Annotated in this window: 10 protein-coding genes, 1 tRNA gene and 1 pseudogene; 2 read left to right on the top strand and 10 right to left on the bottom strand. The window is 52.3% G+C overall.

Features of this window, described 5'->3' with window-relative positions:
* Window positions 1–120: 120 nt before the first annotated feature.
* The 3 genes from DEP07_RS11935 to DEP07_RS11925 form a co-directional block, all read right to left on the bottom strand.
* Window positions 121–196: transfer RNA gene (locus DEP07_RS11935), tRNA-Ala, on the bottom strand.
* A 426-nt stretch (window positions 197–622) separates the two neighbouring features.
* Window positions 623–1708, bottom strand: coding sequence for an ankyrin repeat domain-containing protein (locus DEP07_RS11930; protein ID WP_280648110.1), 1086 nt, complete (start codon window positions 1706–1708; stop codon window positions 623–625).
* A gap of 102 nt (window positions 1709–1810) precedes the next feature.
* The gene (locus tag DEP07_RS11925) at window positions 1811–4435 is read right to left on the bottom strand and encodes an Ig-like domain-containing protein (protein WP_280648109.1); all 2625 of its coding nucleotides are present in this window, start codon (window positions 4433–4435) and stop codon (window positions 1811–1813) included.
* 19 nt (window positions 4436–4454) lie between these two features.
* Between DEP07_RS11925 and DEP07_RS11920 the strand changes: the two are divergent.
* Window positions 4455–5150, top strand: a pseudogene (locus tag DEP07_RS11920) (YdcF family protein); the annotation flags it as partial.
* A gap of 102 nt (window positions 5151–5252) precedes the next feature.
* On the opposite strand, the gene dnaI reads toward DEP07_RS11920, so the two are convergent.
* From dnaI to nrdR, 3 genes are all read right to left on the bottom strand, one after another.
* Window positions 5253–6191 carry a primosomal protein DnaI gene (gene dnaI, locus DEP07_RS11915; RefSeq protein WP_280648108.1) on the bottom strand — a complete coding sequence of 313 codons (939 nt, stop codon included), beginning with the start codon at window positions 6189–6191 and terminating at the stop codon, window positions 5253–5255.
* A 15-nt stretch (window positions 6192–6206) separates the two neighbouring features.
* Window positions 6207–7646, bottom strand: coding sequence for a replication initiation and membrane attachment family protein (locus DEP07_RS11910; RefSeq protein WP_122962935.1), 1440 nt, complete (start codon window positions 7644–7646; stop codon window positions 6207–6209).
* A gap of 151 nt (window positions 7647–7797) precedes the next feature.
* The gene (gene nrdR, locus DEP07_RS11905; RefSeq protein WP_122962934.1) at window positions 7798–8286 is read right to left on the bottom strand and encodes a transcriptional regulator NrdR; all 489 of its coding nucleotides are present in this window, start codon (window positions 8284–8286) and stop codon (window positions 7798–7800) included.
* A 137-nt stretch (window positions 8287–8423) separates the two neighbouring features.
* Here nrdR and DEP07_RS11900 point away from each other — a divergent pair, with 137 nt between their 5' ends.
* Complete coding sequence (locus tag DEP07_RS11900) at window positions 8424–9554, top strand: HD-GYP domain-containing protein (protein WP_122962933.1); 1131 nt, start codon at window positions 8424–8426, stop codon at window positions 9552–9554.
* Between the two features lie 112 nt (window positions 9555–9666).
* Here the strand turns inward: DEP07_RS11900 and DEP07_RS11895 are convergent, their stop codons facing one another.
* The 4 genes from DEP07_RS11895 to mutM form a co-directional block, all read right to left on the bottom strand.
* Window positions 9667–10713 (bottom strand): glyceraldehyde-3-phosphate dehydrogenase, encoded by a 1047-nt coding sequence (locus tag DEP07_RS11895; protein WP_242772336.1) that lies wholly within the window; start codon window positions 10711–10713, stop codon window positions 9667–9669.
* Window positions 10714–10906: 193 nt separating this feature from the next.
* A complete protein-coding gene (locus DEP07_RS11890) occupies window positions 10907–11470 on the bottom strand; it encodes a lytic transglycosylase domain-containing protein (protein ID WP_122962931.1) in 564 nt (187 codons plus the stop codon).
* A complete protein-coding gene (gene coaE, locus DEP07_RS11885) occupies window positions 11467–12075 on the bottom strand; it encodes a dephospho-CoA kinase (protein ID WP_122962930.1) in 609 nt (202 codons plus the stop codon). The genes DEP07_RS11890 and coaE overlap by 4 nt, the downstream gene beginning before the upstream one ends.
* Before the next feature lie 21 nt (window positions 12076–12096).
* Complete coding sequence (mutM, locus tag DEP07_RS11880; protein WP_173596101.1) at window positions 12097–12924, bottom strand: DNA-formamidopyrimidine glycosylase; 828 nt, start codon at window positions 12922–12924, stop codon at window positions 12097–12099.
* Window positions 12925–12952 lie beyond the last annotated feature (28 nt).

Here is a 12952-nt window from a genome sequence, read left to right as displayed (position 1 = left end):
TCTCCTCATAAAATTGAAGTATTTTAGGGAACCATGCTATTTTAGGTTCCTAAGATATGCTCATAGAACGTTTGAATCACAACAAAAAAACGGCATCTCTGCCGTTTTGACGATTAAGTATGGTGGAGACAAGGGGGATCGAACCCCTGACCTCTTGACTGCCAGTCAAGCACTCTCCCAGCTGAGCTATGCCCCCACGATAAAATTAAAGCTGGTATTCATTTTTTGGTAGTACATTTGACCAGCTCGGACTCCCAGCTGAGCTAATGCCCCATTATGTATTCTTCAGCGATATTACCGCCTCAGTGTTCTAAGTATAGCACACGGTCCGTTTACACTGCAAGCGAAAAAACAGGAAAAATTCCCACTCCTTTTGAAAAATCCTTCGGCCATTCCTTCGCCTTTTCATTTAAAGAAGGGAGTCGTTAGTTTGATGACCTGATGGTGTGTCAGCTGTGCTAATCGTGCTTTCTTTTTGGGGAGCAGCCGAGTGGCGAAGAGGAATAGGGGGCAAAGCTGGTGGGTGACCCTTCCGCTCCAGTTGCTCTCTCTGACTCACCCCACCAAGCCGCAAACATTACTCCCCAGACCCCTTACCTGCCTCCCTCTCTCTTCCCACGCCCTACTCTCCCAACTCCCCCTCCATAAACTTCATCAAATAAACCTCCGGCCGCTTCATAAATTCTGCAAAGCTGGCCAGGTCGGCATATTCCTGGTGCTCCTCGTCGTAGCAGCCGATCATGCCTTTTTTCTGTGGATTCCATACCAAAACCAGACCGGAGTAGTTGTCGACGCAGGCGGAGATGCGCAGCAGCTTTTTGCGGCCGATTTTCATTTCGACTGTATCTGTCAGGGACAAAAAATCGATGTGCTTTATCTCGAAATCATTGTCTGCAAGCTTCACGTGCAAGTTGTCTCCGGTGAGGAAGGCGATTAGCTCGGCGGACAGCTTGTGCTTTTGCAGTTCGTATTTTCTGTTCTCCAGATCATGCAGCTCGGCGGGCTCCAACGATTTTAAATAGGCGGCCAGTTCCTCCTGCTTGTTGCTGACGGCAATCGTATAGGGGCGCTCGCCGCCTTTTTCCGCGAAGGTGACGTCTGCGCCGCGCTCGACCAAGTATTTGACCATGCCGACGTTGCCCATGCGGGTTGCGACGGTCAGCGGTGTTGCCTTGTACGGATAGACCATGTCTGGCTGATTGTAGTTGATGTCTACGCCATGCTCCAGCAAGTAATCGATTGTTTTGCGGTCGTTGTCCGCTGCGGCCTTGCGCAGCACCTCTCCCGCGTGCTGTCTGATGTCCAGACCGAGCTCGTGGATCAGCGGGATATTGCTTTTTTGGCCGTAGTAGGCTTGCTCATATGCGCCGGACTTGACCCGGTTCAGCATATCCATGCGGGCGCCTTGCTCTGCGATATAGCGAACGATGTTTTCTTTGCAATAGCGGACAGCCAGCAAAAAAGCAGGCTTCTCTTTCGCATTGAGGTTGGCGCCGTGTTCGACGAGAAGCTTGACTACTTCCAGCTTCTCCGCCATTAACGCCAACTCCATCGGGCTGACTGTCGTGTATTGGCTCAAGACGATTTCTTTTTCCAGATCCCAGCCGGCTGCCAAAGCTGCCTGCAAAGCGTCGACATTTCCTTCGTAAATGTGCGCTGCGATTTCTGGCAACACCTCAAAATTCCCTAAGTCCTTGATCTTGGGCATGTGTGGCCCTCCCTTTTCTCTTTTCCCTAAAAAAAGGGGGTCTCCTGCCGAATACTCGGCTGATGAGACACCCCCTGGAGCTAATGCTTCTATAGATCAGATCTAGCGTACGGTTACGACGATTGGCGTTTTCTTGCCGCCGTAGCTGACGTAAATGGTAGCTTTGCCGGAGCCAGTCGCCTTGATGATCCCGTCCTTCACGTCTGCTACGAGCAGGCGAGAGGTGGTCCACAGGGCTGGCTTCGTGACGTTCGCTTCGGTGCCGTCCATGTAAGTAGCGATCGCGCTGACTTGCTTCGACTCGCCTTTGCTCATGACGACTTGAACGACGTCAGTTTTCAAATATTTCAGCGTGTCCACATCGACCGGGACGCTCACGCTCTTGTCGCTGTATTTGGCGCTGATTGTCGCTTTGCCGAAAGCCAGACCTTTGACCAAGCCTTTGGATACGTCGGCAATTTTATAGTTGCTGACCTTCCAGTCTGCCATGTTCGTGACGTCCATCGTGCGGCCGTCTGACATGGTTGCGGTCAGGGTGATTTGTACCCCGCCACCGTTTGATTTCAGGCTGACAAAGCGCTTGTCCGCCTCCAGCTTGGTCACAATGCCTACTTCTACCGGAAGCGATACAGACTTGCTTCCGTATTTGAAAGTGATTGTCGCGCGACCGTTGGCAAGCCCACGCACTTTGCCGTTTTCCACATCCGCTACCTTCAGGTTGGTCGAGGCCCAATCTGCGGTTTTGGATACGTCGATAGTAGCGCCGGAAGCGTCTGTCGCTTTCAATTCGATTGAGGCCGTGTCATTGACGTTGATGATCAAGATTCGCGGATTGATAGTCAAGGTCTGTGCCTGGTCTACCTCGACCGTCACGGTCACGCTCTTGCCTTCAAAAGAACCTGTAATCGTCGCTTTCCCGGAGCCGATTGCTGTAATTTTGCCTGCGTTCACTTCGGCTACTGCCGCAGAAGTGGACGTCCAAGTCGCTTGCTCATTGATGTTGTTTTTGACTGTTCCATCCGCATAAGTGGCGGTCAGCTTGACTTCCTGGCTGTCGCCTTTGCTTAAGACCACTGACTTTTTGTCTACCGTCAAAGATTGCAGGACACCGACCGATACCGGAATGGTGATCGAGCGTGTGCCAAACGTCGCTGTGATCGTTGCGGCACCCGTCGCTACACCTGTGACCAGACCTTGGCGCACGGTTGCAACTGCTGGCGCGCTGGATGTCCAGGTGACTTTTTGTGTCACATCTTCACTGCTTGCGTTCGGGAAGGCAGCCGTTACTGTGATCTGCTTGACGTCGCCTACCTGAATTGCCACTTTGGAAGGATTCGCCGTCAAGCTTTGCGGTACATCCACGTCCACCACGAAGTTCGCTGTCTTGCCGCCGTATTTCGCCGTCAATGTCGCGGAGCCCGCTTTGTAAGCCGTAATGGTTTTCCCGCTGGCAAACACGATGTCCGGTTGATCCGAGGACCATTCCAGCTTGTCCGTAATATACTCACTTTGTCCATCTGCAAAATAAGCTTTTACCACTACGTTGTTGCCATTTGGTGCCGTTCCTACTTCCACGCTTTTGCCGCTTTGCATCGTCAGGTAGGACGGAATGATATCCAGCGAGCGCGGCACTTCTACATCAACGAGAATTTGCACCGTTTTGTTGCTGTATTTCGCCGTAATGACGGCTTCGCCTGAAGCTACAGCATGAATTTTCCCGTTGCTGTAGTAAGCGACGTTTTCCTTGTCCGAGGACCATTCTGCCTTGTCCTTCACGTCGACAGGAGTGGTGGAGTTGGCATAGGTAGCTTCCAGCTTGACCGTCTGCTCTGCGCCAACTTTCAAAAAGACGTTTTGTGGCGAAACGACCAGTCGTTGCGTATTGTCCACATCCACCTTGATCGTAGCTGTTTTTGTCCCGTATGTGGCGGTAATGGTGGCAGTACCCGCGCTGTAGGCGGTAATTTTTCCTTTGATGGCGTCTGCTACTGCAGCGTTGTCAGAAGACCATTCTGCTTTTGCAGCGACATCCTTATCTTCGGAGCCATCCGGATAAATCGCGGTCAGCACGATGTTTTGCGATTCTCCCAAAAGCAGCGACAGTTGGGTTTTGTCCGGGTCGAGTCGATGCGCAATCTCGACGCTTACCTGCATGCTTGTAGACTGACTGCCGAACTTGGCAGTAATCGTTGCCGTACCGGAGCTAAGCCCTCTGATCTTGCCGTTGATCACGGTGGCGACGGCCGGCTTGTCGATCGACCAGTCTGCTTTTTCTGTTACTTTTTCCGGTTCGCCTTCGCTGTAATACGCAGTCAATTCAACCGTTTTCTCTTCCCCGATGCGAGTGTTGACCGACTGCTGATTCAACGACAGCGCCTTGACTTTTTTCGTGACGGTTACATTGACGATGGCTGTCTGGCCCATATATTCCGCAGTAACTACGGCGTTTCCAACAGCCTTGGCCGTAATTTGTCCTGAGTAGACGTTAATCACTTTGCCCTGGTCAGGGCTTTGCCAATTCGTCTTTACCGTAACATCTTCTGTTTTTCCGCTCTCGTAAAGGGCTGTGGCTCCTACGGATACCGTGTCACCCAACTCTACCGTTACCTCGTTTTTGGTCAGCACCAGGCGGTTGATTACTTCCGCAGCCAATCCGACCCCTGCGCTCCCGGTTCCCACAAAAAGCAGGGCGGCCAGAAACAAGAGCATTGTTTTTTTCCAGAACATTGCCAGCCTCCTCGCAAGTATGACATTTGCTGTTTTTCGAAACCATTCCACCATTACTATATCGGCATTTGCGAGAAATAATTTACCAGTGATTTATGTCGGCCATGTGTCGAAGGGTGTAACTAGACAGCTGTTTCCACGTCTAATGAAAGAGAAAGAACTAGCATTTGTGCGAAAAAGAGAGATACAAGGGAGCAGCAAAAAAATGAAGAATCTAGCAAAACGACTGCAAATATTTTTTCCGCGAAGAGTTTTGGTCGCGTTGGCTATCCTTTTTCTGATCGGCGGAGTGTGGGTCGGCTATCATTGGTGGCGGATTGAACAAGCAGCCGCACAGGCGATTCCTCGCCATGCCGATATCGGAATTGTCCTCGGCGCTGCTGTGTGGGGGGAAGGCCCCAGTCCCGGACTGCGCGAACGACTGGAGGAAGCCGTCCGGCTGTACGAAGATGGGTACGTTTCCACTTTGCTGGTCACTGGCGGGCTTGGTGAAGGCAAGACGCGAACAGAAGCAGAGGTCAGTCGCGAGTATTTGATCGCCCACGGCGTTCCGTCCGGGCAGATTCTCATGGAAGACGAATCTACCAGTACATACGAAAACCTGCTGAATAGCCAGCAGGTTTTGGAAAAGCACTCTATTCGACATGTGTTGATCATTAGCCACGACTACCATTTGGCGCGGGCGATGACGATGGCTGAATCGCTGGGAATCAACGCCTCTCCCGTCGCCGTCCATTCGCACGTCCTGTTTGGACCGTACCATCGCGGCAGAGAAGTGCTGGCTCTCTCCTATTGGGAGGTTTCCAGCCTGTTCTCATTAGTTGCCCGCTCGGTGGTTCTGGCGGCGGATTTCGTAGACGTCCACAAAATGGCGAATCCGCTCCATGATCCGGGCCGCTTTCGTCTGTTCAATCCGGTTGCCGTTGGAGATAGACAGATGCTCCTGTAGTTCCTCCAGCGAGTAATTCGATGTAAACAAAGTCGGCAGGTGATTGTTCGCCCGCTGGTTCAGGATGACTCCCAAAATCTCGTCGCGCACCCATGGCGTCAAGTTTTCCGCGCCAATATCGTCCAAGATGAGCACGGGCACTTCTTTGAGCAACTCGAGCTTTCCGGCATACGATTGATCCGAGATCGAGTCTTTCATTTCGCGGATAAAGTCGGGAACGTAAACGAGCAGGGAAGCCACGTTCTTCTCGGAAAGCTCGCGGCCGATCGCGCCCATGATGTAGCTTTTTCCTACGCCGAACGGGCCGTGAAAATACAGACCTTTTACCCGCTCGCCCGTGCCGATCTTTTCACAAAACTGCACGGCCGCTTCCACCGAGGCCAAATTGTCTGTGTCGATGACCATTCCTTCAAAGCTCGCGTTCAATGTCTCTTCTGACACGTAGTAGCTGCGCATGAGGCGGCGGCGGCGCACTTCTTCCTCATGGGCAAGCTGCTTGGAACAGGGAGTGATGGAGCTGACGATGTTCTGGTGGGCCACTTCCAGCTGCGTGCTGTGGCCCTTGACCAGATTCGGGCACTCTTTCAGCCCTGGACAACGCTCGCACCAATACTGTTCTTTGACCGCTGTATATATACTGGAGAGCGAGCGCAGGTAATCGTCTCGGGTCAATGCCGGGTGCTCCGCTTGAAATGCTTTCAGATAGGCGGACGAACGAAACATTTTATCCAATTGCTGATCGGGTGTCAGCAGCTGACGCGGTGTTCGCCTGGCAAGCTCCTGCATGAACTCACTGATAGATTCCATTTTCCCTCACGCTCCTTACTTCCGTTTTCGCAGTGTTTCCAGTCTCTTCTGCAAGTCCGGAAAATCTTGAATCGACTGTCCTTTGGCAACGTCTGGCGCTGCCTTTTCCTGCGACATTTGCCACTCCACCGAAGCCGGCAGCTTGTCTTGCAAAATCGCCCTGCCGTTGCGTCTGACTGGCGTCGTTTCCTTTTTCGCTGTCTTGGCTTTCTCGGCCGATTGCGCCCGTTGCTCGGAGCGCTCCACGATTTGCTTCACCGCTTCATCGACCGTGGCGATCCGCTTGGCCTTCCAGCTGTCGCGAATCGTCTCCATGTACGCTTTTGGCAGCTCCATTTGCATGCTGGCGAGCGTGTGCAAAAGCAGTGCGTTCACTACTTCAGCGGACATGCCGTCTGCAAAAACGAGCGTCTCCGCCCGTTCCAAGTACACTTTGCTCACGCGGCCGCCCACGACCTTTTCGAGCAGCGCAAGCGGGGAAAGCAAGCGGCATGCACGCACAAACGCTTCGCTGCCCGGCTCGGGCAACTTGCCTGGCCCCCAGTCGTCATCCAGCGATGCAGGCGCCGAATCGCTGCGGTACAGCTTGTCTTCCGTGTAGCGCTGCATGAGCCGTTTGCGCAGCACATCCCCGTCCAAACTCCGATCCGTATTGTACAACGTCCAGTCCCGCAGTTCCTGCCCCATTCCCCAACTGTCCAACTGATAAAAATGGCAGAGGGAAAACAACAGCTCCATGCTTTTGCCATCCAGAACCTTGGCAGGATCGGCATTGTCCGGCAAATAAAGCCGCAGCGACGACACGCTCAGCGAGTGGTTCACCTGGGCCTCGAAGCCGGATTTCATCGCAGCCTGCGGGAAGCTCGTCTCCATCTCGCTCAAAAAGCGCTCGCGCTCCGAACCTTTTTTCACTTCCAGCTCCGACGGTTTCAACGATTGGAACACTTCATGAAAATCTTTCGTTATGTTTTCGACCTGCGAATATTCTTCCGCCAACTGGCTGCCCAGCCCATCCGCATACTGCTGGCGCAGCTGGGAGAAGCGGACGTTTTCGATCTTGTTGAGCAGCATTAGCGAGAGGACGTAATCGGCAAAAAACTCTCCGGGTGCAAGCGGAGGTTTGATCAAGTATTCGTAGTAATAATCGCGCTGCTGGTTTTCGCGGCGGCGCACTTCTACAAGTCCGATGGCCTCCAGACGTTCACGCGCATCCAGCAAACGATCCAGGGACAAGGAAGACGCAAGCATGAGACTGCGGTGGGTTCCCTCCGCAGAGGCCCCGCTCGCTTCCTGCATGCTATGGACAAGCATTTGGTAGAGGGCGTACGATTCGACGCCAATGATCGGCAAGTACAACTGCGTGACAAACCCCATTTCCGAAAAACTGAGAGGTCTTGCCAGCCGCACCAAATAACGATCCTTGGGCAACAATTCGTTCCAGACTAAACGGCGCATCCGATCTTTCCTTCCTGACAAAATTCGATTCTTTTATTATAGCATGGCAAACGAATGTGCGTAGAAAAATAACTGGAAAGCAAAGAAGCCCTGGCGTTTTTTCGCAAGAGCGTGAGGAGAAATCTATAGGAGCGGACGCGTCCGCCTTTCTCTATGATTCTTTTGGGGATGATGGCTGGCTGCCCCTCGCCTGCGTCAGAAGCTCCTCCAGCTCTTTCATGAATACATTGATATCTTTGAATTGGCGGTAAACGGACGCGAAACGGACGTAAGCGACTTCATCTACGTGGTACAAACGTTCCATGACCTTTTCCCCGACGTCGTTGCTCGGGATCTCGGCCTGGCCGCAACTGCGCAATTCTTTTTCGATGTCGTTTACCACATTTTCCAGGACTTCCAAAGGAACGGGCCGCTTCTCGCAGGCGCGCACCAATCCGCGCAGCACCTTTTCACGGCTGAACTCTTCGCGGGTGCCATCCTTTTTCACAATCAACAGCGGGGTCTCCTCGACCATTTCAAATGTAGTAAAGCGACGCTCGCACGATTCGCACTCACGGCGGCGACGGATCGATTTATTATGATTAAACGGACGCGAATCCAGGACTTTAGTCCCGTTGTATTCACAAAATGGACAACGCATATCAGAATCAACTCCAATATTGACAATACATGTCTACAGTGTCCCTCATATTCCAGTCAGAAGTCAAGTCAATCCTTGTACCTATTTATATGATAAGTCGTTTGGAGTACAATATGGGTACTGTTGGAGGGATTGCAATGCGTTTAGTTTCTTTAAGACAAGTCCAGCCGGGAATGAAGCTCGGCCGTACCGTTTTCACGGAAGATGGCAAAGTGCTGCTTGGCGTCGGTATGCAATTGACAGAGCGCTTGATTTCTGGGCTCCAGCGATCTGGTGTGGACTCTGTGTACATCGATGATCCGCGTACAGAAGACATCGTGGTGGAGGAAGTCATTCGCCCCCAGACTAGACAAATCGCGGTCGAAGTCATCGAAAAGACGATCAAGCAGATCACCAACTCAAACAAGCTCGCCCGTAAAATCTCCTTGAAAGAGATGGGGTTGCATTTTCAACGGGCTTTTAGCTCCATTCTGGACGACCTGATGCAAAACAAGCAAATGGTCGGCCACCTGACGACAATCTCTTCTCACTCTCCGTCCTTGTATCATCACTCGGTCAACGTGGCCGTGCTCGCGACAGCCGTCGGCATGTCGATCGGCTACAACCGGACACAACTGATGAACCTGGGCGTTGGGGCCATGCTGCATGATATCGGCAAAGTCAGCTTGCCTGAAGAGTTGTTGCAGAAAAAAGAGCGCTGGAACGCGGAAGAACAAGAGATTGCCAAGCAGCATACCACGCTCGGATTTAATCTGCTCCGCAAGCAGCATGACATTTCTTTGATGTCCGCACACGTCTGCTTGCAGCACCACGAACGGCTGAACGGAAGCGGATATCCTCAAGGACTGGTCGGAAAGCAGATTCACGAATTTGCCCAAATCGTGGGCATCTGCGATATTTACGATTCATTGACTTCGCCTCGTCCTTGGCGTAAACGATACATGCCGCAAGATGCCGTCGAATACTTGCTCGGCTCGGGCGGTCACCTGTTCGAGCACCATCTCGTGAACGCCTTTATCAAGCATATCGCCATCTTCCCGATCGGAAGCAGCGTCGTTCTCAATACAGGCGAGACAGGGGTAGTCAGCCGTGTTGACCCGGACTATTCGCATCGGCCAACGGTGCGTATCCTGAGAGACGGCCGCGGCAACGATGTCATCGCTCCTTACGATCTCAACCTCAAGGAGAACATCAGGCTGTTTATCATCGGGTTCGAAGATGACCAGTTGTTTAACATCAGTGGATTGTCTGAATCCGAATCCTCGTGACTTGCTATCCGGCTTCGTCCACTTGCGGCGAAGCTTTTTCTTTTCCCTTCTCATGTCATGAAAAAACCCTCTGCCCGTTCAATCGGGACAGAGGGTTCTCCATAGCAGCAACTTAGTTTACACCAGCTGTAGCCGCTTCTTTCACAGTTGTTTGGTTGTGCATCTCAGATACGTGGCGAACCAGGTCAACAACGCGGCAGGAATAGCCCCACTCGTTGTCGTACCAAGCGATCACTTTTACTTGGTTAGTTCCCATTACCATCGTGGACAAACCGTCTACGATCGAGGAGTTGTCGTTTCCGTTGAAGTCGCTGGATACGAGCGGCTCGTCGCAAAATTCCAGGTAGCCTTTCATATGGCCTTCGCTCGCTTCGCGCAGCACGCGGTTCACTTCTTCGACCGTTACAGGCTTTTTCGTGTTGATCACCAGGTCCACAACCGACACGTTAGGAGTTGGGACACGCAGCGCGAAGCCGTTCAGCTTGCCGTTCAGCTCAGGCAACACTTTGCCTACCGCGCGGGCAGCACCTGTAGTGGTCGGGATGATGGACTCGCCAGCAGCGCGGGCACGGCGCAGGTCTTTGTGTGGGTTGTCGATGTTTACCTGATCGTTCGTAATCGAGTGAATGGTTGTCATCAAGCCTTGCTCGATGCCGAATGCATCATTCAGCACTTTTGCCACAGGAGCGAGGCAGTTGGTTGTGCAGGAAGCGTTGGACACGATATGGTGATTCGCATGGTCGTAGATGGAATCGTTTACACCCATTACAATCGTTGCGTCTTCTTCCTTGGCAGGAGCGGTAATGACTACTTTTTTCGCTCCGCTTTGCAGGTGCTTGCCAGCGCCTTCGCGGTCTTTGAATTTGCCTGTCGCTTCTACGACGATTTCCACGCCCAGTTCGCCCCAAGGCAGTTTCAGCGGGTCGCGGTCAGACAGGACAACTGTCGCTTTGCCATCTACGATGATTTTGTTGTCTTGTACTTCTACTTTATTTTGCAGGCGTCCGTGAATGGTATCGTATTTGAGCAAATGTGCAAGCGTCTCCGCTGGGTAGCTAGCGTTGATCGCTACGATTTCAATGTTGGGGTCCTGAATAGCGCGGCGGAATACCATGCGCCCGATACGGCCGAAACCATTAATACCAATTTTGATTGTCATAAATAGAAACCCCTTTCGCGATTAAGTTACGCTCATCTGTTACTTTCATTATAATAAGTATAACACAATTATCAATGTGTTTTACTGAAAAATAAATATTTGGACGATTTTCCCCTCCTATTTTTTGTCCGTTTTGTTTCTTAGCCTGCCCTAAACACGAACAAAAGCCGCCCTCATACACGAGAAGCGGCTTTTACCTCAATTGGAAGTCATATATGCGCTTGTAACGGTCATGATAATAGAGGACTCGCTGCACGTACTGGCGCGTCTCTCCGAACGGAATGTCTTCAATCGTCTCGCGGTGCCCGCTCCACTGCTCGGTCGTCAGCCAGCCGTTTACTTTTCCCGGGCCGGCGTTGTAGGCGGCGACGACCTTGATCAGATCGCCCTCATACCGATTGAGCAAAAAGTTCAAATACCATGTTCCGATCTCGATGTTCATGACCGGATCGTACAAGTATTGCTCGTCTTTCGGTTGAAATTTGGCCTGAGTGACGATCCATTCAGCGGTGTCGGGCATGATTTGCATCAAGCCAACTGCGCCCTTTTTCGAGACGCGATCCGTCTTGAAGCCACTCTCCGAACGGATGACGGCCAACACGAGATAAGGGTCCACATTGTATTTGATCGCTGCTGTCAAAATTTCCTGCTGATACTTGATCGGGTACATCCACTTCCAAACCATAGGCGTGCCTTGCAGCAAAAAAACGCTCATCAAGACGAGCAGGATGAATGCTGCGCGTTTGCCTGATTTCATGATCGCAGCTCCGCCCGAATCTCGGCGAGAAGGGCTTCCACTTGTCGCTCTGTCTCTTCGCGTGAAAAGGAGTTGTCGATCAAAAAGTCGGCTTCCAGCTTCTTCTGGTCAATCGGAAATTGCGCTCGCAACCGTTTTTGCGCCTGTTCTTCTTCCAACTCGTCCCGTTCCATCATGCGGGCGAGCTGCATATCGCCTGGCGCGTAGACCACGACGATTTTCTCGACCATGTGTTGCAGCTTGCTCTCGAACAACAGCGGGATGTCCATAAACACGATGTCAGCCCCGTTGGCCTCTGCTGCTTCCGCTTCCTCCCGCATGACTCTCCGTACCTCAGGATGGACGATGGCATTCAGCTTTTGTCGCTCGGATTCGTCTGAGAACACGATTTCTCCCAGTCCTTTTCGATCAATCTGACCGTCTTCCAGCAAAATGTCTCTTCCAAAATGACGCACAATCGCTTCATAGGCTGGTTTCCCCGGCTCTACGACTTCTCTGGCAATCTGATCCGCATCGATCACGGGAATCCCGCGTTCTCTGAGCATCCCTGTGACTGTGCTTTTGCCAGTGGCGATCCCGCCTGTCAATCCTAAAATCATATCCATCCTCCTCCCTCGGCAAAAATGTTACTTCTTCTGGCACACCGGACAAATATGGGTTCCTCTGCCACCCACGACAAAGCGGACGATCTCGGCTCCGCAGCGGACGCAAGCCTCGTTTTTCCGTCCATACACCGTAAGCGATTGCTGGAACATGCCCATCTCGCCCTGGCCGTTCACGTAGGACTTGATGGAGCTGCCTCCTTGCTCGACAGCCTCGGACAAAGTAGCGACGATGCTCTCGTGCAGTCGTTCGACCTCTTCGCGGGTCAATTCTCCTGCCGGCTTCTCCGGGTGGATTCCTGCCTTAAACAGCGACTCGTCCACATAAATATTCCCCAGCCCGACAATACATTCCTGGTTCAGAAGGAGCGGTTTGATTTTTGTTGACCGCCCTGCCAAAAGCTTGGCGAGAACATCGGGAGTAAAGCTCTCTTCAAGCGGCTCTACTCCCAGTTTTGCCAACGGTCCGGTCGCTGTTTCCATTCCTTTTGGAAAAAGATCCATCGTCCCGAACTGGCGCACGTCCCGATAACGCAGCTCCGACTGATCTGTAAAATGGAACACGACATGCGTGTGCTTTTCCATCGGCTCTTCCGACTGGTACAATCCGTACCTTCCTTCCATCCGCAGATGGGAGATCAGCACATCCTGATCCATGAAAAATTGAATGAACTTGGCCCGGCGCGAGATGTCCTGAATCGTTTGTCCCGCCAATTGGGCCTTGAATTGTTCGATATCATCCGGCTGGCGAATGATTCGGGGCAGATGGACACTGACCCGCTCAATCGTTTTTCCCAGCACCAAACTGCGCAGTGTGCGCACAACGGTTTCTACCTCTGGCAACTCCGGCATGGTGCCTCCTCCTCTCGCTGTCTCTTTG

The organism is Brevibacillus sp. (assembly GCF_003521185.1).
Lineage (GTDB): Bacteria > Bacillota > Bacilli > Brevibacillales > Brevibacillaceae > Brevibacillus > Brevibacillus parabrevis.
This window is presented reverse-complemented; position numbering and strand designations above follow the sequence as displayed.

Coding starts and splice junctions, on each gene's coding strand:
- DEP07_RS11930 (WP_280648110.1), bottom strand. CDS start 1,708: ATGCCCAAGATCAAGGACTTAGGGAATTTTGAGGTGTTGCCAGAAATC.
- coaE (WP_122962930.1), bottom strand. CDS start 12,075: ATGGATATGATTTTAGGATTGACAGGCGGGATCGCCACTGGCAAAAGC.
- DEP07_RS11925 (WP_280648109.1), bottom strand. CDS start 4,435: ATGTTCTGGAAAAAAACAATGCTCTTGTTTCTGGCCGCCCTGCTTTTT.
- DEP07_RS11900 (WP_122962933.1), top strand. CDS start 8,424: ATGCGTTTAGTTTCTTTAAGACAAGTCCAGCCGGGAATGAAGCTCGGC.
- nrdR (WP_122962934.1), bottom strand. CDS start 8,286: ATGCGTTGTCCATTTTGTGAATACAACGGGACTAAAGTCCTGGATTCG.
- mutM (WP_173596101.1), bottom strand. CDS start 12,924: ATGCCGGAGTTGCCAGAGGTAGAAACCGTTGTGCGCACACTGCGCAGT.
- dnaI (WP_280648108.1), bottom strand. CDS start 6,191: ATGGAATCTATCAGTGAGTTCATGCAGGAGCTTGCCAGGCGAACACCG.
- DEP07_RS11910 (WP_122962935.1), bottom strand. CDS start 7,646: ATGCGCCGTTTAGTCTGGAACGAATTGTTGCCCAAGGATCGTTATTTG.
- DEP07_RS11895 (WP_242772336.1), bottom strand. CDS start 10,713: ATGACAATCAAAATTGGTATTAATGGTTTCGGCCGTATCGGGCGCATG.
- DEP07_RS11890 (WP_122962931.1), bottom strand. CDS start 11,470: ATGAAATCAGGCAAACGCGCAGCATTCATCCTGCTCGTCTTGATGAGC.